The sequence below is a fragment of the Bradyrhizobium tropiciagri genome, assembly GCF_018130505.1.
Taxonomy (GTDB): Bacteria; Pseudomonadota; Alphaproteobacteria; order Rhizobiales; family Xanthobacteraceae; genus Bradyrhizobium; species Bradyrhizobium tropiciagri_B.
On sequence record NZ_JAFCKH010000006.1, the window covers coordinates 71,663 to 91,032 of the forward strand.

Below are 19,370 nucleotides of genomic sequence, written 5' to 3' on the forward strand. Positions count from 1 at the left end.
CCAACGCGGACCGCCCATGGCTTTTTACGTCGTCCAGTTCCTGACCGGTCTTGCCAGCGCGGCATCGCTGTTCCTGGTCGCATCTGGCCTGTCGATCATCTTCGGCGTGACGCGGATCGTGAATTTCGCCCATGGCGCGTTCTACATGCTGGGCGCCTATGTCGCCTTCACGCTGACCGAGCGCTTTTCCGGCGCGCTCGGCTTCTGGGGCGGCATCGTCGTGGCGGCGCTGGCGGTCGCGGTGATCGGCGTGCTGGTCGAGATGGTGTTGCTGCGCCGGATCTACCATTCGCCCGAGCTGTTCCAGCTGCTTGCGACCTTCGGCCTGACGCTGATGGTCGAGGATCTCGTGGTGCTGATCTGGGGGCCGGACGATCTGGTCGGCCGCCGCGCGCCGGGCTTCAAGGGTGCGATCGATTTCTTCGGCCAGAACATCCCGAGCTACGATTTGTTCCTGATCGCGCTCGGGCCGGTCGTGCTCGGCATCCTCTGGCTTTTGTTCCAGCGCACGCGCTGGGGCATCCTGGTGCGCGCGGCGACGCAGGACCGCGACATGGTCGCGGCGCTCGGCGTCAATCAGAAATGGCTGTTCACCAGCGTGTTCGCGCTCGGCGTCTTCCTCGCCGCGCTCGGCGGCGCGCTGCAGATCCCGCGCGATGCCGTCAATCACGCGATGGACCTGCGCATCATCGTCGAGGTCTTCGTCGTGGTCGTGATCGGCGGCCTCGGCAGCATCATTGGCGCCTTCGTCGCCGCGGTGCTGGTGTCGGAGCTCAATGCCTTCGGCATCCTGATCTTCCCGAAGATCTCCATCATCCTGGTGTTCCTGGTGATGGCGGTGGTGCTGATCGTCAGGCCGTGGGGCCTGTTCGGCAAGCCGGAGGCACCGGCGCGGCGTACGCCGGGCCTCACCGTCAATCCGTGGCGACCGCTCACCACGAACGAACGCTTTGCCGCGATCGCCGCGCTGCTGGTCGCCGCGGCGCTGCCGGTGCTCAACAATCCCTATCTGCTTACGGTCGGCTCGGAGATCGCGATCTTCGTGATCTTCGCCGCCAGCCTGCATTTCCTGATGTCGGTCGGCGGGCTGGCCTCGTTCGGCCACGCCGCCTATTTCGGGCTCGGCTCCTACGGCGTTGCGCTGCTCGCCACCAAGGCGGGGCTGCCGATGATCGTGTGCCTGCTGCTCGGGCCGATCGTCGGACTGCTCGGTGCCGCCGTATTCGGCTTCTTCGCCGTGCAGCTCTCCGGCGTCTATTTCGCGATGCTGACGCTGGCCTTCGCCCAGATCGTCTGGTCGATCGCATTCCAGTGGGTGTCGGTGACCGGCGGCGACAACGGCATCCTCAGCGTCTGGCCCTCGAGCTGGGTGGCGAGCCCGGCGAATTTTTACTGGTTGTCGCTCGGCGTTGCCGCGTTCGCGGTCGTGATCCTCCGCATCATGGTGTTCTCGCCGTTCGGTTTTGCGCTGCGTGCGACCCGGGACTCGCCGCTGCGCAGCGAGGCCATCGGCATCAACAGCAAGCGTATCCAGTGGACGGCTTTCGTGATCGCGGGCACCGTGGCCGGTGTCGCCGGCGCGCTGTTCGCCTACCTCAAGGGCAGCGTTTTCCCGGACAATATGGGCATCTCGTTGTCGGTCGATGCGCTGGTGATGGTGCTGCTCGGCGGCGTCGAGACGGTGTCGGGCGCGGTGATCGGCGCCATCGTCTACAAGGCGCTCAACATCTGGCTGGTCAGCCAGACCGACCTCTCGAAACTGGTGCTCGGCGGCTTTGTCGTGCTGATCGTGGTGGCGTTCCCGAAGGGCATCGTCGGCACGCTGGAAGCGTTGATGCATCGCCGGCGGAAATCATCGTCGTCGGCTTCGCCACTGCTGTCCTCACGCATCGAGACCGCCGAATGAGCATGGTCCCCACATTGCTGTCGGTCGAGAACCTGACCAAATCCTATGGCGGCGTGCACGCCATGCGCGGCGTCACGTTCGATCTGCGCGCCGGCGAGATCCTGGCGCTGATCGGGCCGAACGGCGCCGGCAAGAGCACCTGCTTCAACGTGCTCAACGGCCAGATCATTCCTGACAGCGGCCGCGTCCGGCTGCTCGGCGAGGAGATCACCGGCAAGAAGCCGCGCGTGATCTGGCGGATGGGCGTCGGCCGCACCTTCCAGATCACTGCGACGTTCCCGACCATGACGGTGCGCGAGAACGTACAGGTCGCGCTGGTCTCGCATGGCGGCGAGCTGTTTAACCTGTGGTCTTCCACCGCAAGCCACGCGCGCGACGAGGCCGGGCGGCTGCTCGACCTGGTCGGCATGGGCGCCTATGCCGAGCGGCCCTGCGGCGAGCTCGCCTATGGCGACCTCAAGCGGCTCGAGCTTGCGATCGCGCTCGCCAACCAGCCGAAGCTGCTGCTGATGGACGAGCCGACCGCCGGCATGGCGCCGCGCGAGCGCGTTGAGCTGATGCGGCTGACCGCGCGGATCGCGCGCGAGCAGTCGATCGGCGTGCTGTTCACTGAGCACGACATGGACGTGGTGTTCGAGCATGCCGACCGCATCCTGGTGCTCAACCGCGGCAGCCTGATCGCCGAAGGCTCGCCGGAGGAGGTCCGCGGCAACACCCAGGTGCAGGCGATCTATCTCGGCGAAGGTCTGGTCTACGACGCGCGGCATCGTGAGGGAGCTTCGGCATGAAGCTCACGGTGAACGACCTCAACAGCTTCTACGGCCCGGCGCATATCCTGTTCGATATCGCGCTCGAGGTCGGCGAGGGCGAGGTGGTGGCGCTGCTCGGCCGCAACGGCGCCGGCAAGTCGACCACGTTCCGCTCCATCGTCGGCCTGGTCGAGAACCGCTCCGGCCGCATCGTGTTCGAGGGCAGGGACGTCTCGCGCGAGCCGACCCATGCGATCGTGCGCGGCGGCCTCGGCTACGTGCCGGAGGAGCGCCGCATCTTCACGGATTTGACGGTCGAGGAGAATCTCGAGGTCGGCCGCCAGCCGAAGCGGGCCGGCGCGCCGCAATGGGATCGCGACAAGCTGTTCAAGCTGTTCCCCAATCTCGGCGAGATGCGTAATCGCCCCGGCGGGCGGATGAGCGGCGGCGAGCAGCAGATGCTGACGATCGCGCGCACGCTGATGGGCAATCCGTCGCTGGTGCTGCTCGACGAGCCGTCGGAGGGCCTGTCGCCGAAGATCGTCGAGCAGATGGTCGATGCGATCCTCGCCATGAAGAAAGAGGGCGTCAGCATCGTCGTCTCCGAGCAGAACCTGCATTTCGCCCGGCTGATCTCCGATCGCGCCTACATCATCGAGCGCGGCCGCATCTGCTTCGGCGGCACCATGGCTGAACTCGACGCGCGTCCGGATATCCGCGACGCGCATCTGTCGCTGTAAGGGCAGGGTGGAACCATGGCCAAGGGTGCTGCACAGAAGCGGAATGGAAAACCGGCGAAGCCTGGTTATGTGCTGGACGAGCAGATCGGCTTCATCCTGCGCCAGGTGTCGCAGCGCCACGCCACGATCTTTGCCCGCGAGATCGGCATCAATTTGACGCCGACGCAATGGGCCGCGCTATCCAAGCTCGCCGAGGTCGGCGCGTGCTCGCAGAACCAGCTCGGGCGGCTGACCTCGATGGATGTCGCGACCATCAAGGGCGTGATCGACCGCCTGACCGCGCGCGGCCTGACCGAGACCTCGCCCGATCCCGACGACGGCCGCCGCCTTCAGGTGAGCCTGACCCGCGCCGGCCAGCAGATGGCCGAAAAAGCTGCGCCGCATGCCCACGCGATCTCGAAGGAGACGCTGGCCCCGCTCGACGCCAAGGAGCGCGAGACGCTGATCGCGCTGCTCGGCAAGCTTCGGTGATTCCAGAGATCGGTAGGATGGGCACGCTACGCTTTGCCCATCCTACACTTCTGGAATGACGGACACGATGTCGTAGGATGGGTGGAGCGAAGCGATACCCATCATGCGGGCCGCGGACTGTGAATTGATGGGTTTCGCTTCGCTCTACCCATCCTACGCGGCAAGCCCAAGCGCCAGCGCAACGACTCCTACCAGCACGAGACTGGCGGCCCAGACGGTCTCCAGATTGAACCAGCTCCGCGATACGAACTTCAGACCGAGATAGCGGTAGACCAGCCACGCCAGGCCTCCACCGGTAGTGATCATCGCGCCGGCATGAACCACGGAGACCAGCACCGCCATCGTGAGATTGCTGCCGATCAGTGCACCGGCCGCCTCGTGGCCCTTGTCGGCATCGGCCGTCTCGCACAGTCCGAGATAGATCGGCACCAGCATCAGCGCCGCGCCGTGCGCAATCGCCACGGCGAACGACCACAGGCCCAGTTGCGCCGGCGGGATACGCGCCAGCGCCCGCGGATGACGCCGGTCGACTAGCCGGTAGATGCCGAAGGCGATGACGAGCAAGCTGGCGGCGATCCGGATCGGGCGTTGCCATTCGACCAGCGCGATCAACATCGCGAAGGGCAGGATCACCAGCAGCATCGCCAGCAGGTGACCGATTGCAAGCGGCCCGAGCGCACTGACCAGCGCGCGCGGGCTCCGTTGCATCAATCCGGCCGACACGGCAAGCGGCCAGCCCATTCCCGGGTTGATCCCGTGGTAGAGGCCGCTCGCGATCACCGCCAGCCACAGCCAGGCCGGCGTCCAGTCGGCCGCACTCACATTCAGACCGACGGATAGCAGAATGAATCCGTCGAGCAGTCTCCGCCGTCGAGCCGGATCTGGTGCGCGCGGTAGCCGTCGGGCAGGCTGACCCAGAAGTCCTTGGCCAGTTCGAGGCCACCGTTCGGGCCGACATTCGCCATCACCTCGGCGCCGGGAATGCCTTGCGGATAGAACTGGTCGTCCCAGGTCGAGTACAGCGAATTGGTCCAGTACACCCGCTTGCCGTCGCGGCTGATCTCGACCATCTGCGGACCGCCCGCAAAAGCCTGTCCGTTCGGATGCGGCGCGCGGCCGACGATGCCGCCGATCCGGACCGTGCCGGCAAGCTTCGGCTTGCGCGGATCGGAAACATCGTACTGCCGCATCTCGCCGGTGCCCCAGCAGGAGACGTAGAGGAAGCGGTCGTCCATCGACAGGTCGATATCGGTGACCAGCGGCGGCACCGCGCCGAAGCCCTGCAGCAGCGGTGGCAGCTTTTCCTTCGGCGCGGCCTCGGGCGGGATCGTCGCCGTCTTCTCGATGTGAAACTTGCCGCCCTCGCGCCACCAGGTCCAGATCGAGCCCTCGAGGTTGGTGGTGTCGACCACGACGCCGACAAAGCCATACTCCTTGATAGGATCGTGCGCCGGCCGCACCTCGAGCGCCATCTGATGATTGGCGCCGAGATCGAGAGTCTGGACATTGCGGCGGGCGCGCAGGTCCCAGAAATGCAGCCGATGGCCGTATTTGTTGGACAGCAGATCCTCCGGCACGATGCCGTTCTCGAACTGCGGCGGCAGTGCCCATTCGCTGCTCACCATGTAGTCGCGCGGCAGGTTCCACCAGAAGTCATAATGCTTGGTCTGCGAGCCGCGATCGATCTCCCAGCGGCCGAGCACCTCGAAGGTCTCGCAATCCATGATGAAGATGCCGGGGGGGCCATCGGTGCCGTCCTTGCCGCCGCCGCCGAGCGTGGAGACATAGATGCCTTCCGGCCCGCAGTGAATCGTGTGCGGGCGCGAGTAGCCGGTCTTCTTGAAGACCTCTTCGGGTTCGATGATCTTGTGGATCTTGGCCTGTGTCGGGTCCGGCTTGGTGTCGATGATGTAGATCCGGGACGACCGCATGCCGGGGATGATGAGATAGCGGCGCTCGAGGAAGGCGTGGCCGGCGAGTGGCGACAGCGCCGACGAGCAGGCGTTCCAGCCGAAATGGTGGAACTCGTCGCCCTTGTTGGGCATCGTCACGGTGTGGACGATCTTGCTGTAGGTCGGCGAGCCGCGCTTGACGTCGATCACGGCGAGCGCATCGGGCTTCGAATGGTCCGGGCTGAGCAGCACAGTGTAGGCGAAATTCTCAACCGGCGCTTCCATCGCCAGCTTCGGCGAGGCGTGGAACGTGGGATCTGGCCTCATCGTCATCGGCTGCCCTCCTTGGTTGTGTGATGTGGATCAACACGGCATGGCGGCACGCAGCAGCAAGAACTTAAATCCGGATCGAAACAAATGCCTCTTGCGAGTGCTGCCGGCTAAGGTTCGCTTGCGAGCAGACTACACCGCAACGGTGACAGCTGAAAACAAGGTTCGGTGACGGCCGCGGCGCGGCAAAGCCGCGCGCCGGCTTGCCCTCGCGAACTGTAGCTCTCTAGGGCCGAACTGGCACAAAATGCATCACCGTCGCCCTGAGGAGGTCGCGAAGCGACCGTCTCGAAGGGCGACGGCCCGGCTCGCGCCGAGGCAATAGCCTGGCCGTGCATCCTTCGAGGATCGCAAGAGCTCGCGCCCCAGGATGACGGGTCGGTGTGCTCGCTTCCTACTTCGCCACGATCTCCGGCACCTTGCCCGCGGGCGGTGTGTTGCGGCTGCGCTGGGTGCGGACGATGCCGTCGATGATGGTCATGCCGATGCCGGGGCGATCGCCGAACTGCACCTGTCGAGGATGTTCTTGCCGGGCGATTGCTGTGCCTTGTCCATCAGCACGAAGTCGGCGGAGCGGCCGACCTCGATCAAGCCGCAATCGAGGGCGGGCGGTGGACGTCGTTGCGGGCTTCGCCGCGATCTTCCGGCTAATTCTCCAGCTCTCGATGCTCCGGAGATGGTGCTGCCGTTAGGACGCCTTGGCAGGGATGACTTCCGGAAAATCGATCGGGGTCTGCACCGCGTTGTTCATGAAGTTGGTCAACAGGAACTGGGCTGTCAATGCAATCATCTCGACGATGTTCGCATCGGTCCACCCGGCGTCCTTGACTGCCGCGAACTGGGCGTCGGAAACCTTACCGCGCGTCTCGATGAGGGCCTTCGCGAACGCCACAGCAGCCTGCCGCTTCGGGTCGCCTGAACGGCCTTGCCGATTCAACGCGATCTCCTCCAGGGGAATCTTCGCCAAATTTGCCGAGACGAAGCTGTGCGCGGCAAGGCAGTAGTCGCAGCCGTTAGCCTCAGAAACCGCCAGCGCCATCCCCTCTCGCGTCTTCAGGTCGAGAGTCTTCGACGCCGGCGCCATCAGGCCCGCCCAGCCACTGAGGGCGTTCGGGCTAATCGACATGAGGCGATAGTGGTTCGGCACGAAGCCGAGCGTCTTCTTGATTTGGTCTAAAATCATCTGCGACTCGGCGGATGACTCACCCAACCCCGGGATAGCGATGCGGGACATTTTTTCTCCATTGAACTCGGATCAGTTCAAGCCTTGAAGTAGAGTAGATATCCCCTATCGAAGCCCGGCATTAATCCTGAAACGCTCGCGTCTCTGGTTCCTCACGAACGAACGCGGATGATCGTCTTCCCGCTGGTCCGTTTGGACGGATTGAAGGCGATGACAGCATCGTCGAGGGTTGCGATGTTACCGATGTTCATCCGCAGTCGTCCGTCCCGCACCCGCTGGATGATCTCGCCCAACTGTGCGCGATCGGGCACGAGAACAAAGTCGATCGCTATGCCGTCAGCGGGCCGTGCCTCGGTCGGGCCGGCGATGGTCACCAGCGTTCCTCCGGCTCGAATCAGGCCTGCAGACCGGGTCGCGATGTCGCCGCCGAAGACATCAAAAACCAGATCGACACCGCCGACGTCTTCGAGGGCGTCGTTGTCTAGATCGACAAACTCCTGCGCGCCGAAGTCGAGCGCCGACTGACGGTGAGCGGCGCGCCCGGTGCCGATGACGTAAGCGCCGGCCAATCGTGCGAGCTGAGTCACCATCGACCCGACAGCGCCGGCCGCGCCGTGCACGAGAATGCTCTGCCCTGCCTGAAGGCGACCGTGCTCGAACAGTCCCTGCCACGCGGTCAGGCCCGGCATCGCCACGCTCGCTCCCACCGTGAAGTCGACATCGCCCGGCAGCGGCGCGAGGTTGCGTGCCTCCACGGCCACATATTCGGCCAGCGTACCGCCGCGATACGAGTCCGTGAGGCCAAACACCCGTTGTCCCACCGACAGCCCCCTCGTGCCATAGCCAAGGGCGGTGACCACTCCGGCCAACTCTTGCCCCGGAATCACCGGCGCCCGGTCACGGCCGAGTCGATCGGTCCAGGTCGAAGGCCAGGTCAGCTCATCCCAGGTGAATCCCGACGCATGAACCTGAACGACGACGTCGTTGATCGCCGCGTGCGGCTCGGGCTGCTCCATCAGCCTCATCCCCGCCGTTCCCGCGGCCTGGTCCGCTACTACGATCGCCTTCATGTGAATCGTCTCCTCGGTATTCTTGACACGTTTATGCTGCCTAACGCGGTCTACAACAAAAACGACACGCTCAAGTCGAACTAGAAGTTGGTCTTTCTGCGCTACCGCTCGTCACGTCGCCCGCCAAATTGAGTGAGCCTTCGTCCTGCGGGGCTCGTCTTGAGCCACGCAGGTTGAAGATCAAATGCGAGAACATGATCCATAGGCGAGGTGCAAGCGGACCCTGCGCCTATGCCCGATAGGTTTCATACCGTACTTCTGATGGTAGGTGCTCGGCTGCCGCGCATGTCAGGCGGGCTCCCGTACTGCCGTCCCTTGATTGTTATCGATTATGAACCGCCAGCGCCCATCCGCGCCGCGGCGCACGATATCCGACGCCGTGCCGTTGAGGTGCACCTCATTGCCGTCGCGATCCGTGCCATCGATCCACCAGTCATACACGAGCTGGGCGATATCGTCGGCGGCGAACACATGGCGCATCTTGGTCACGAGCGGAACGCCAGGCTTGACGAAGCGCTCGAGTCGGACGGTGATGTCTGCGTGACCAGTGACGGTTCGCCCGTCATCCTCGACGAACACGCACTTCGGGTCGAACATTTCAATCAACGCGCTGACCTTGCCGGAGTTGAGTCGCTCGATGAGCGACGGGACAACGCCTTCAGGTTCAGTAGGGAGAGGAAAGGACTCAGACATCATTGATCTCCTGTTCGTGCTGGTTGAAACGGTGGTCCTGTGTGTTGCTCGAATGCGCGACAGTAGGACGTCACCTTTCCAACACCTTGTACTAGCGGTAAGCATCGGCAACTAAGGCCTCGCAGGGAGTTAAGTACGCTCGCCGACCAATCGTCACAATCGGTGATTTCCGATCGGTGAGTTCGGTAGGACCGAAGGAAAAGAGTTGCGCCTCGCGGCGAACGAAGTGAAGCAATCCATGCTGCAGCCCGGTTGGCGGCCGCGGGCTGTTAGGCAAAACCCGCAGGGTGGGCAAAGCGAAGCGTGTCTACCTTCACGCGCAGTGCTCTCGATGGTGGGCATCGCGTTTGCGCGCCTTTGCCGACCCTACGAATTGAGGATGACGGATCACCTGAATCCACTGCTCACTTCGCCACGATCTCCGGCACCTTGCCCGCGGGCGGTGTGTTGCGGCTGCGCTGGGTGCGGACGATGCCGTCGATGATGGTCATGCCGATGCCGGGGAGATCGCCGAGCTGCACGCTGTGCAGGATGTTCTTGCCGGGCGAGTGCTGCGCCTTGTCCATCAGGACGAAATCGGCGGAGCGGCCGACCTCGATCAGGCCGCAGTCGAGCTCGCGCATCCGCGCGGTGTTGCCGGTGGCGAGGCAGAATGCCAGCTCCGCCGGCAAATCGCCGAGCGAGGACAATAGCGACACCATGCGCAAAATCCCGAGCGGCTGCACGCCGGATCCGGCGGGCGCATCGGTGCCGAGGATGACGCGGTGCAGATCGCCCATCTCGCGCGCGGTGCGCAGGGTGAACAGCGCCGAGCGCTCATTGCCGTTGTGCACCAGTTCGAGGCCGCGCTTGCAGCCCTCGCAGATGCAGCGGATCTGATCGTCGGGCAGGGCGGTGTGGCCGCCATTGATGTGGCCGACCACGTCGGTGTCGGCCTCCAGCACCACGTCCTTGTCGATCAGGCCCGAGCCCGGGATCGAGGGGCCGCCGGTATGGATTGTGCTCTGAATGCCGTATTTGCGCGCCCAGCCGACCATCTTGCGCGCGGTGGGCCCATCCTTGACGCCGCCGAGGCCGACCTCGCCGAGCAGCTTGACGCCGGCGGCCGCCATCTCCTTGAAATCGTCCTCCACCATCTCGCATTCGATCACCGGCGCGCCGGCATGCACCTTCACGCCGCCGGGCCGCAGCGTCCAGAACGCGCGCTGCGCGAAGATCGCCATCGCCTTGACGCCGACCACGTCGCGCGGGCGGCCGGGCATGTGGACCTCGCCGGCCGAGATCATGGTGGTGACGCCGCCATGCAGATAGCTGTCGATCCAGTTGATCTGGTTCTGCCGCGGCGTCCAGTCGCCCGCAACGGGATGGACATGACTGTCGATCAGGCCGGGCGCGACCGTGGTGCCGTTGGCGTCGACGATGGTGGTGGCGCCTTCGGTATCGACGTCCTTGAGGCGGCCGATCGCGGTGATCTTGCCGTTCTCGGCGACGATGGTGTCGGCATCGAGGATCGGCTTCTCCAGGGCTCCCGACAGCAGAAGCCCGATATTGCGGATCACCAGCTTGCTGGGGCCGCTGGCCTGGGGCGCGTCGTGAGCCATGGGTGGTTTCCTTCTGTTCTGAAATTGCTCGGGAATTTGAGCCCGGCTTGACTTTCGGATCAAGCTGGATTATTCGTTTGTATACGAATGATCGTATACAAACGATCCGGCCGGTCAACAGGGTTCAAATCCTTATCCGCGCAGCACAAATCAGGGATTGGTGCGATGAGCAATTTCAACCAGGAAAGCGTCCTCAGCGTTCATCACTGGACCGACACGCTGTTCTCGTTCAAGACCACCCGCAGCCCCACCTTCCGCTTCCGCAACGGCGAGTTCACGATGATCGGGCTCAAGGTCGGCGAGAAGCCTCTGCTGCGGGCCTACAGCGTCGCCAGCGCGAATTACGAGGACACGCTCGAGTTCTTCTCGATCAAGGTGCCGGACGGCCCGCTGACCTCGCGCCTGCAACACCTGAAGGAGGGCGACGAGATCATCGTCAGCCGCAAGGCCACCGGCACGCTCGTGATCGACAACCTCGAGGATGGCCGCAACCTCTATCTGGTCGGCACCGGCACCGGTCTCGCGCCGTTCCTCAGCGTCATCAAGGATCCGGAGACCTATGACCGGTTCGAGAAGGTCGTGTTGCTGCACGGCTGCCGCCGCGTCAAGGAACTCGCCTATGGCGAGATGATCACCGAGAAGCTGCCGCAGGACGAATTGATCGGCGAATTGGTGCGCGACCAGCTGATCTACTATCCGACCGTGACGCGCGATCCGTTCCGCAACCGCGGCCGCATCACTGACCTCATCACCACGGGCAAGTTGTTCGACGACATCGGCCTGCCCGCGCTCGATCCCGCGCATGACCGCGTCATGATCTGCGGCTCGCCGGCGCTGGTCGCCGACACCCGCACGCTGCTCAATGGCCGCGGCTTTGTCGAAGGCAATCACGGCGAGCCCGCGCAGTTCGTGGTCGAGAAGGCGTTCGCGGAGCGCTGAGCCCGTCCCTCCGTCATTGCGAGGAGCTCGCGACAAAATTGCAGAGCAATTTTGCGCTGAAGCGACGAAGCAATCCATCGTTCCGCATATGCGGTGCGATGGATTGCTTCGCTTCGCTCGCAATGACGTGGATGGGACTTGTGCCTAAGGCCTGACCGCCGGCGTCTCGATCTTCATCCCGCGCGCTCGCGACATCAGATAGGCCTCCAGCTCGACCAGCTCCGGCGATCCGAAGTCGTAGGCCTGCGCGCGAATGCCGGTGATGCAGGCGCGTAATCGCCGCTGCAGCGATCCGAGCGACTGCCACTCCAGCCGGTAGAGCGGATAGCCGGTCGGCTGTCCCTGCGTGATCGGCGCGCCGGCCAGCTTCTTGTCCCAGTTGTCGTCATGGCAGTTGGCGCAAGCGAGATTGAGCTGGCCCTGCCGCTGCGTGAACAGCTCGTGTCCCTTGGCGACGAATGGCGCGAGATCGGGATCGTGACCCGCTTCGATCGGCATGCCGCGTGACTGCTCCGCGACATAGGCCGTCAGCGCCAGCAGTTCGCGGCTTTCGTAGCGCAGCGGCGTCGCCTGCTGGTGATTGCTGCGGCAGAGATTGATCCGCCCTTCGAGATCGACCGGCCTCCCAAGTGTCTTGTCGAACGCCGGATAGTGCGCCGCGACGCCTCTCATGCTGACACGTGCGTCGCTGTGGCAATCGGCGCAGGCCTTGTCCGCGGTGCCTGCCTTGCGCGTCCACAGCGTCTCGCCGTCGAGCACCCAGAGCATGCCGGGATTGGCGGTGTCGTCGTCCTGCATCGCTCTTGTGTCGGGGCCCATGAAGCTGGCTCCGGAACGGTGTTCGCCTTGCGGAATCTCGGTGGCGAGCGCCGCGCCGGCCAACGCCGTCAGGATCGCGATGCAACCGAAAAGCTTCATTCGACGGTGATCGAAGCCGACGCGGTCTCCGAAAACCCCTTGTCGCCGATCCACTCGAACTCGAACTTGCCGCTTTCGGTCACCGTGGTGAAGAAGGTGAGGAACGGGTTGGCGGCAATCGCCGGATAGAGATCGGCGCGAAAAATCTCCGCGCCGTTGAAGCGGCATGTGAAGCTGGTGATGATGTCCCGCGGCACCACGTCGCCCGACGCCGTGTGGCGATAGCCGGTTTCCATGATGTGCGACATCAGCGTCTTGATCTCGATGATGTCGCCGCGCTTTGCCTTGGCCGGCACGTTGATCAGGGCGGACGGCATCAGATCGCCTCCTCGGTGCAGGCGGCGAGCGTCACCACGACGTCGGCGGTCGCCGACCAGAACGTGTCGTCGGACAGGCGCGCGATCGCGGTGACCTTCTGGCTGTCGGCGAGCCGGATGCGGGTCGAGACCTGGGCGCGGCCGGCGCGTGGTCCGAGATAGAAATTTCCGATGTTCGGTTGCGGGTTCTTCTCGTTGAAGACGTGGATGCTCTTCACATAGTCTTCCGCCGTCATCGGGCTGGCAACGCTGACCGTCATCGGCACGGTGTTGCCATTCTCGACCAGCGGCGGGATGTCGAGCTTGACCTTTCCGGTCCGCACATTGGCTTCGCCGACGATGTTGCGGATCGCGGCCGACAGCATCGCCGGCGACGCTTCGGCCGGCCGCACGATCACGACCGGAACCGCGCCGAGTACGGCTGCGCTACCGGCGATGCCAAGGAATGTGCGGCGTGTGGTGTGATCCGAATGCGCCATCAATTTCAGTCCCGCAGTGTCACTAAATAAGCCACGATATCTTCGATCTGTTCCGCCGACAGAATCGGCCTGTCCCGCCATGCGTTGCCGACGCGCGTGAGCCCATCGAGGCGATAGTAGGACGGCATGATCGTCGCCGGATTAAGGTGCGAGGCATCCACCAGCCGCAGCCGCAATTGCCCTTCCGACCAGCGGCCGCCGCTGCCGGATAGATTTGGCGCGAGGTCGCCCTGAAAGGCCTGCTCGGCAAATGGGCCGCTGTGGCAGAGGATGCAAGTCGAGGAACGCTCGACGATCAGCGCGCGTCCGCGCGTAGCGTCACCTTTGGTTCCCGTCAGCGACTCCGGGATCGCATCGTCGACGATAGTGTAGGGATTCAACCCTTCGGCGCGCACCGCGGGGCAGGCCGCAAGTGCGGTGGCGAAGAGTAATGCGATGAGGACGAACCTAGCCAAAGGCGTCCTCCGTGATGGTGTGAAACCATGTCTTCGCCGCCTTGGCCTTCGCCTCGCTCGGCAGTTCAGCCGAATTGTCCAAACCTCCGATTGCCCATTCCTGCACGAAGATGTCGCCCTTGGGTTGGTAGACGCCTCCCTGAGAGAGAGCATAGTCCGGCGCCAGCGCGCTATAGCAGACGCCTTCCAGAACCGGCGGTGCCGGCACCTCGCCAGCGAGCAGCTTCGTGATCGTCAGTGCGCAAGCTTTGCCCTGCGCGCTTGCGGCCGAGGCCGACTTCGGAATGCCGCCACCAAGGCAGGCGTCGCCGATGACGTGAATATTGGGAACCAGCTTCGATTCGAAGGTCCCAGCATTGATCGGACACCATCCGGTATGGTCAGTGGCGCCGGCGATCGCGGCGATGCGGCCGGCCCGCTGCGGGGGGATCACATTGGCGACAGCGGCGGTGTAGTTGCCGAAGTCGGTGACGATCTCATTGGTCGCTGGATTGGCCGAGGTCACCCGCCCGCCTTGCGACAGCCCGATCCGCTCGATCATGCCGGGATAGAGGTCCTGCCACGCCTTCTCGAACAGCTTCTGCTGTGAGTAGGCGTCCTTGGCGTCGAGCAGCAGGATTTTCGACTTCGGCTTCTTCGCTTTCAGATAGTGCGCGATCAAGCTGGCGCGCTCATAGGGCGCCGGCGGGCAGCGCATCGGAGCGGCGGGGACGGCGATCACGACGAGGCCGCCGTCGTCCATAGCCTCGAGCTGCCGGCGCAGCAGCAGCGTCTGCTCGCCCGCGTTCCAGGCGTGTGGCATCTTCGTGGATGCCGCCTCGTCGTAGCCGGAGAGGGCGTCGAAGCGCAGCTCGATGCCGGGCGCCAGCACAAGCCGGTCGTAGGACAGCGTGGTGCCGTCGGCGAGGCCGACCGTGCGCGCTTGCGCGTCGACTTTTGTCGCTGCCTGCGCGGCGAAGGTGATGCCGTCGGCGGCAACCTTGTCGTAGCTGAACTGCTGCTCCGAAAGTTCGCGCAGGCCCGCGATCACCTCGTTGCTGAACGGGCAGGCGGTGAAAACCTTGTTCGGCTCGACCAGCGTGACCTGCAGCTTCGAATCGAGCCGCCGCAGCGCCCGCGCGCAGGCCGCACCGCCGAAGCCGCCGCCAATCACCGCAACGCGCGCCGCGCCTTGCGCCAGCGACGGACGCGCCAACGCCGCCGCTGCGACGGCAGCGGCGCCACGAATGACATTCCTGCGCGTCAGGCGACGCGTGTCGGCCATGCGGAAAAATCCGGAAAGGGACGCGGCGGCCATTTGCAGGCCGCCGCGTGTTGCTTCATCAGGCGAAAGTGATGTTCTGGGTCCGCAGCGGGAACGAGCGGATCCGCTTGCCAGTGGCGGCGAAATAGGCGTTGAGCACCGCCGGCGCCGCGACGCCGATGGTCGGCTCGCCGACGCCGCCCCAGAACCCGCCGCTCGGCACCATCACCGATTCCACCTTCGGCATTTCGTTGATCCGCATCGAATTGTAGGTGTCGAAATTGGCCTGCTCGATGCGACCGTCCTTCACGGTGCAGCCGCCGTAGAACAGCGCGCTGAGGCCATAGACGAAGGAGCCCGCGATCTGCCGCTCCACCTGCGCCGGGTTGACGACGTAACCCGGATCGGTGGAGGCGACGATGCGATGCACCTTGATCTTGCTGCCGTCGGTCACCGAGATCTCGGCGGCGCCGGCAACATAGCTGCCATAGCCCATCACCTGCGCGATGCCGCGATAGACGCCCTTGGGCGCCGGCGTGCTCCAGCCGATCTTCTCGGCCACGGCATTGAGCACTGCAAGATGCTTCGGATGCTTGCCCATCAGCTTGCGACGGAATTCGAGCGGGTCCTGGCCTGCGGCCAGCGCCAGCTCGTCCATGAAGCATTCCATGTAGATCGCGTTGTGGTTGACGTTGACGCCGCGCCAGAAGCCGGGCGGGACGTGCGGGTTGCGCATCGCATGCTCGACCAGCAGGTTCGGCACCGAATAGCCGATCGAGGCCTCGCCGGACTGCGCGACGCCCTGGAACGCGGCGGGATCCATGCCGTTCTGCAGCGCTTCGGGGCGCACCGAGAACAGGATGGATTGGCCCGACAGGCGATAGTGCAGGGCGATGAGGTTGTTGTCGGCATCGAACGCACCGGTCAGCTTGCACTGCGTGATCGGGTGATACTTGCCGTGCTGCATATCCTCTTCGCGCGACCACAGCAGTTTTATCGGCGTGCCCGGCATCTGCTTGGCGATCGCCACCGCCTGGCGGACATAGTCGGTCATGCCGCGCCGGCCGAAGCCGCCGCCGAGCATCAGCTTGTGGACGTCGACCTTCTCCGGCGGCAGGCCGGAAGCCTCGAGCGCCGCGGCGAACGCCGCCTCGCCGTTCTGCGTGCCGCACCACACCTCGCATTTCTCTGATGTGTAGAGCACGGTGGCGTTCATCGGCTCCATCGTAGCGTGGTTCTGGTAGGGATAGCTGTAGACCGCTTCGACCTTCTTGGCGGCGCCGGCAATTGCCGCCTTCGCGTCGCCGTTCTGGTTGCCGACATAGGCCGGCTGCGCATTGTCGAGGCCCTCGGCCAGCCACTTCGCGATGGTCTCGCTGGAGACCTTGGCGTTGTCGCCTTCGTCCCAGACGATCGGCAGTGCGTCGAGTGCGGTCTTGGCGTGCCACCAGGTGTCGGCGACGACGGCAACCCCGCTGTCGCCGACCTGCACCACTTTCTTGACGCCCTTCATGTTGGCGATCTTGGCGGCGTCGAAACTCTTCACCTTGCCGCCGAACACCGGGCAGTCCTTGATCGCGGCGTTCAGCATGCCCGGCAGCTTGATATCGGCGCCGTAGATCATCTTGCCGGTGGTCTTGTCGACGGTGTCGAGCCGCTTCAGGCCCTTGCCGGCGATGGTCCAGTCCTTCGGGTCCTTCAGCTTGACGTCGGCCGGCGGCTCGATCTTGGCGGCTGCTTCCGCAACCTTGCCGTAGGTCGTGGTTCTGCCGGTCGGCGTGTGCGTGATCACGCCGGCGGAGACCTTGCACTCGGTGGCCGGCACCTTCCACTCGTTGGCAGCGGCCTGGATCAGCATCACGCGCGCGGTGGCGCCGCCCTTGCGGACATAGTCCTGCGAGGTGCGGATGCCGCGGCTGCCGCCGGTGGAGAAATCGCCCCAGACGCGCTTGCGGGCGACACTCTGGCCGGGGGTGGGGTATTCGGTCGTCACCTTCGACCAGTCGCATTCCAGCTCCTCGGCGACGAGCTGGGCGAGGCCGGTGAGCGTGCCCTGGCCCATCTCGGAGCGAGCGATCCGGATCACCACGGTCTCATCCGGTTTGATCACGACCCAGGCGTTGACTTCGGGCGAGCCGTCGGCCGCGCGGACCACGGCGGGGCCGCCGAAGGGAAGGTCGAGGCCGATCGCGAGGCCCGCGCCGGCAGTCGCCGCGCCGATCACGAAGGAGCGGCGGTTGATCTTGACGTGCTGATTCATGGCTGCCCCCTTACGCGTTCGCGGCAGCATGAATCGCCTCGCGCACCTGCTGGAAGGTGCCGCAGCGGCAGATGTTGGTGATGGCGTCGTTGATGTCGTCGTCGGTCGGCTTCGGATTGTCCTTCAAGAGCGCCGCGACGGCCATGATCATGCCGCTCTGGCAGTAGCCGCATTGCGGCACGTCATTGGCGATCCAGGCCGTCTGCACCTTGTGCAGCACGCCGCCAGCGGCGAGGCCCTCGATCGTGGTGATTTCCTTGCCGGCGGCTTCGCCGACCGTGACGCCGCAGGAGCGCATCGCGACGCCGTCCATATGCACGGTGCAGGCGCCGCATTGCGCGATACCGCAGCCGTATTTCGTCCCTGTCAGTCCGACGTTCTCACGAATCGCCCACAGCAGCGGCGTGTCGTCCTCGACGTCTACAGTAATTGTCTTGCCATTGATTTTGAGGCTTGCCATCGCGGTCCCCTGATTGGTCCAATCCATCGATTGAACTGCGCGGCAATCTGGCCTCGAAAATGGAACGGTTCAAATCAAGAAACCGCGTTTGCAACCAGAGATAAATTGAGGACGCGCGGTGTTTGGCCGCGGCTGCGAATAACACATGCCTGTCATGCTTTTTTCGGTGAAGCGACAGCCATCCGCAAGAAGCTCATGACACTGCCGAGCGCCGCGAAGCCGGCGCCGAGCGCGAGCGCCACGGTCGCGCCTTCGCGATCGGCCAGTGCGAAGCACAACGCGGCCAGCGCCGCTCCGGTGGTCTGCCCGATCAGCCGCGCGGTGGCGACGATGCCGCTGGCGCTGCCGCTGCGATGCGGCGGCGCACTCGACATGATCGCCTTCATGTTCGGCGTCTGGAAGAAGCCGAACCCGACGCCGCAGATCATCGTGCGCCAGACGATGTTGGCGACGCTCGGCTCGGCCGGCAGGGTCGCGAGCAGCACCATGCCGAGCCCGAGCAGCAGCATGCCGATGCCGCCGAGGATGCCGGCCGGATAGCGATCCGACAGCCGCCCGCCGATCGGCGCCATGAAGGCGACCACCAGCGGCCACGGCGTCATGAAGAAGCCGGTCTCGACCTGCGAGCGGTGCAGGATGTCCTCGAAGTAGAACGGCAGCGACACGAAGGCGAGGCCCTGCACAGCGAATGAGCAGACCGCGGTCGCGGCCGACAGCGCGAACACCGGCCGGCGGAACAGGTCGATCGGCAGCATCGGCGCCGGATGATCGGCATGCCGTCGGGTCAGGATCCAGCCGAACAGCAGCGCGCCGATCAGCTCCGCGATGACCAGCGCGGGCGCCGCCTTATGCGCGGCGCTGCCGATCCCGATGATGAACAGGCCGAGGCAGGCGGAAGCCAGCGCCGCCCCGGTGAAGTCGAAACTGTGGGTGGCGCGCGGCGTCGGCGGCAGCGTCTTCAGGCCGATCAGGATTGCAATGATGCCGAAGGGAATATTGCCGGCGAACAGCCAGGGCCATGGGCCGAGCGCCAGGATGCCCGAGGCGATCGTCGGCCCCAGTGTGAAGGCGGTGGCGACCACCAGCGCGTTGTGACCGAAGCCGCGGCCGTGCATCTTGCTCGGATAGACGAAGCGCACCAGCGCGGTGTTGACGCTCATCAGCCCGCTGGCGCCGAGCCCTTGCAGGGTACGCGCCACGAGCAGGCTCGGCAGCGACCATGCCATTGCGCAGCCCAATGACGCCAATGTGAACAGCAGCAGGCCGCAGAGATAGATGCGCTGGTGGCCGATGATCTCGCCGAGCGCGCCGAGCGGCAGCAGCGTCGCGACCAGGGCGATCTGGTAGACGTTGACGACCCACACCACCTCGGCCGGGCTGACATTGAGATCGGTGGCGATCGCGGGCAGGGCGATGTTGGCAATCGCCGTATCGAGCGAGGCCATCGCCAGCGCGGTGAAGATCGCGGCCACCGCCCAGCGCCGCCGTTCCCACGGCAATCCATCGGTCACGGGCGCCGAAGCTGCGGCGGTCGGGGTCTTTTCGAGCATATCGAGACGGTCTCCAGCGCAGCATGTACTACGCCGCCATCCCGTTCCCCAGCCGTGCCGCTGCATGATGCGTATGCGAAGCGGCCTTGTCCGGGGCGGTGCGCGAAGGTCCCC

The 19,370-nt window shown here is 64.8% G+C and carries 19 protein-coding genes and 1 pseudogene; 5 read left to right on the forward strand and 15 right to left on the reverse strand.

Annotated features, from left to right (window positions below; all coding sequences use genetic code 11):
• The first annotated feature begins 16 nt into the window (after positions 1–16).
• Genes JQ633_RS16655 through JQ633_RS16670 form a run of 4 tightly spaced genes read left to right on the forward strand, consistent with a single transcriptional unit; the run spans position 17 to position 3,866 of the window.
• Positions 17–1,906, forward strand: coding sequence for an ABC transporter permease (locus tag JQ633_RS16655; protein ID WP_211986140.1), 1,890 nt, complete (start codon positions 17–19; stop codon positions 1,904–1,906).
• On the forward strand, positions 1,903–2,694 hold the full coding sequence (locus JQ633_RS16660; RefSeq protein ID WP_211986141.1) for an ABC transporter ATP-binding protein: 792 nt from the start codon (positions 1,903–1,905) through the stop codon (positions 2,692–2,694). Before JQ633_RS16655 ends, JQ633_RS16660 begins: the two co-directional genes overlap by 4 nt.
• Entirely contained in the window at positions 2,691–3,395 is a 705-nt protein-coding gene (locus JQ633_RS16665) for an ABC transporter ATP-binding protein (RefSeq protein WP_211986142.1), read from the forward strand. Before JQ633_RS16660 ends, JQ633_RS16665 begins: the two co-directional genes overlap by 4 nt.
• A gap of 15 nt (positions 3,396–3,410) precedes the next feature.
• Positions 3,411–3,866, forward strand: coding sequence for a MarR family winged helix-turn-helix transcriptional regulator (locus JQ633_RS16670; protein ID WP_211986143.1), 456 nt, complete (start codon positions 3,411–3,413; stop codon positions 3,864–3,866).
• Positions 3,867–4,019: 153 nt separating this feature from the next.
• On the opposite strand, the gene JQ633_RS16675 is transcribed toward JQ633_RS16670, so the two are convergent.
• From JQ633_RS16675 to JQ633_RS16705, 7 genes and pseudogenes are all read right to left on the reverse strand, one after another.
• The gene (locus tag JQ633_RS16675; RefSeq protein WP_211986144.1) at positions 4,020–4,688 is read right to left on the reverse strand and encodes a hypothetical protein; all 669 of its coding nucleotides are present in this window, start codon (positions 4,686–4,688) and stop codon (positions 4,020–4,022) included.
• 2 nt (positions 4,689–4,690) lie between these two features.
• Complete coding sequence (locus JQ633_RS16680) at positions 4,691–6,091, reverse strand: selenium-binding protein SBP56-related protein (RefSeq protein WP_211986145.1); 1,401 nt, start codon at positions 6,089–6,091, stop codon at positions 4,691–4,693.
• Between the two features lie 391 nt (positions 6,092–6,482).
• A pseudogene (locus tag JQ633_RS16685) lies at positions 6,483–6,691 on the reverse strand (amidohydrolase family protein); the annotation flags it as partial.
• An 85-nt stretch (positions 6,692–6,776) separates the two neighbouring features.
• Positions 6,777–7,322, reverse strand: coding sequence for a carboxymuconolactone decarboxylase family protein (locus JQ633_RS16690; RefSeq protein ID WP_211986146.1), 546 nt, complete (start codon positions 7,320–7,322; stop codon positions 6,777–6,779).
• Positions 7,323–7,423: 101 nt separating this feature from the next.
• Positions 7,424–8,341 (reverse strand): NADP-dependent oxidoreductase, encoded by a 918-nt coding sequence (locus tag JQ633_RS16695; RefSeq protein WP_211986147.1) that lies wholly within the window; start codon positions 8,339–8,341, stop codon positions 7,424–7,426.
• A gap of 288 nt (positions 8,342–8,629) precedes the next feature.
• Positions 8,630–9,037 (reverse strand): YybH family protein, encoded by a 408-nt coding sequence (locus tag JQ633_RS16700; RefSeq protein WP_211986148.1) that lies wholly within the window; start codon positions 9,035–9,037, stop codon positions 8,630–8,632.
• A 401-nt stretch (positions 9,038–9,438) separates the two neighbouring features.
• On the reverse strand, positions 9,439–10,635 hold the full coding sequence (locus tag JQ633_RS16705) for an amidohydrolase family protein (protein ID WP_211986149.1): 1,197 nt from the start codon (positions 10,633–10,635) through the stop codon (positions 9,439–9,441).
• A 165-nt stretch (positions 10,636–10,800) separates the two neighbouring features.
• On the opposite strand from JQ633_RS16705, the gene JQ633_RS16710 reads away from it, so the two are divergent.
• Entirely contained in the window at positions 10,801–11,574 is a 774-nt protein-coding gene (locus JQ633_RS16710; RefSeq protein WP_211986150.1) for a ferredoxin--NADP reductase, read from the forward strand.
• 144 nt (positions 11,575–11,718) lie between these two features.
• On the opposite strand, the gene soxA is transcribed toward JQ633_RS16710, so the two are convergent.
• From soxA to JQ633_RS16750, 8 genes are all read right to left on the reverse strand, one after another.
• Complete coding sequence (soxA, locus tag JQ633_RS16715) at positions 11,719–12,492, reverse strand: sulfur oxidation c-type cytochrome SoxA (protein WP_211986151.1); 774 nt, start codon at positions 12,490–12,492, stop codon at positions 11,719–11,721.
• Entirely contained in the window at positions 12,489–12,809 is a 321-nt protein-coding gene (soxZ, locus tag JQ633_RS16720; RefSeq protein ID WP_211986152.1) for a thiosulfate oxidation carrier complex protein SoxZ, read from the reverse strand. Before soxZ ends, soxA begins: the two co-directional genes overlap by 4 nt.
• On the reverse strand, positions 12,809–13,288 hold the full coding sequence (locus tag JQ633_RS16725) for a SoxY-related AACIE arm protein (RefSeq protein WP_211986153.1): 480 nt from the start codon (positions 13,286–13,288) through the stop codon (positions 12,809–12,811). The genes soxZ and JQ633_RS16725 overlap by 1 nt, the downstream gene beginning before the upstream one ends.
• A gap of 5 nt (positions 13,289–13,293) precedes the next feature.
• Entirely contained in the window at positions 13,294–13,743 is a 450-nt protein-coding gene (gene soxX / locus JQ633_RS16730; protein WP_211986154.1) for a sulfur oxidation c-type cytochrome SoxX, read from the reverse strand.
• A complete protein-coding gene (locus JQ633_RS16735; RefSeq protein WP_211986155.1) occupies positions 13,736–15,007 on the reverse strand; it encodes an NAD(P)/FAD-dependent oxidoreductase in 1,272 nt (423 codons plus the stop codon). Before JQ633_RS16735 ends, soxX begins: the two co-directional genes overlap by 8 nt.
• Positions 15,008–15,065: 58 nt before the next feature.
• Positions 15,066–17,246: a xanthine dehydrogenase family protein molybdopterin-binding subunit gene (locus JQ633_RS16740; RefSeq protein WP_211986156.1), complete on the reverse strand. Its 2,181-nt coding sequence runs from the start codon at positions 17,244–17,246 to the stop codon at positions 15,066–15,068.
• Between the two features lie 10 nt (positions 17,247–17,256).
• Positions 17,257–17,706, reverse strand: coding sequence for a (2Fe-2S)-binding protein (locus tag JQ633_RS16745; protein WP_211986157.1), 450 nt, complete (start codon positions 17,704–17,706; stop codon positions 17,257–17,259).
• A 152-nt stretch (positions 17,707–17,858) separates the two neighbouring features.
• Positions 17,859–19,256 carry an MFS transporter gene (locus tag JQ633_RS16750; protein ID WP_211986158.1) on the reverse strand — a complete coding sequence of 466 codons (1,398 nt, stop codon included), beginning with the start codon at positions 19,254–19,256 and terminating at the stop codon, positions 17,859–17,861.
• Positions 19,257–19,370: the final 114 nt, after the last annotated feature.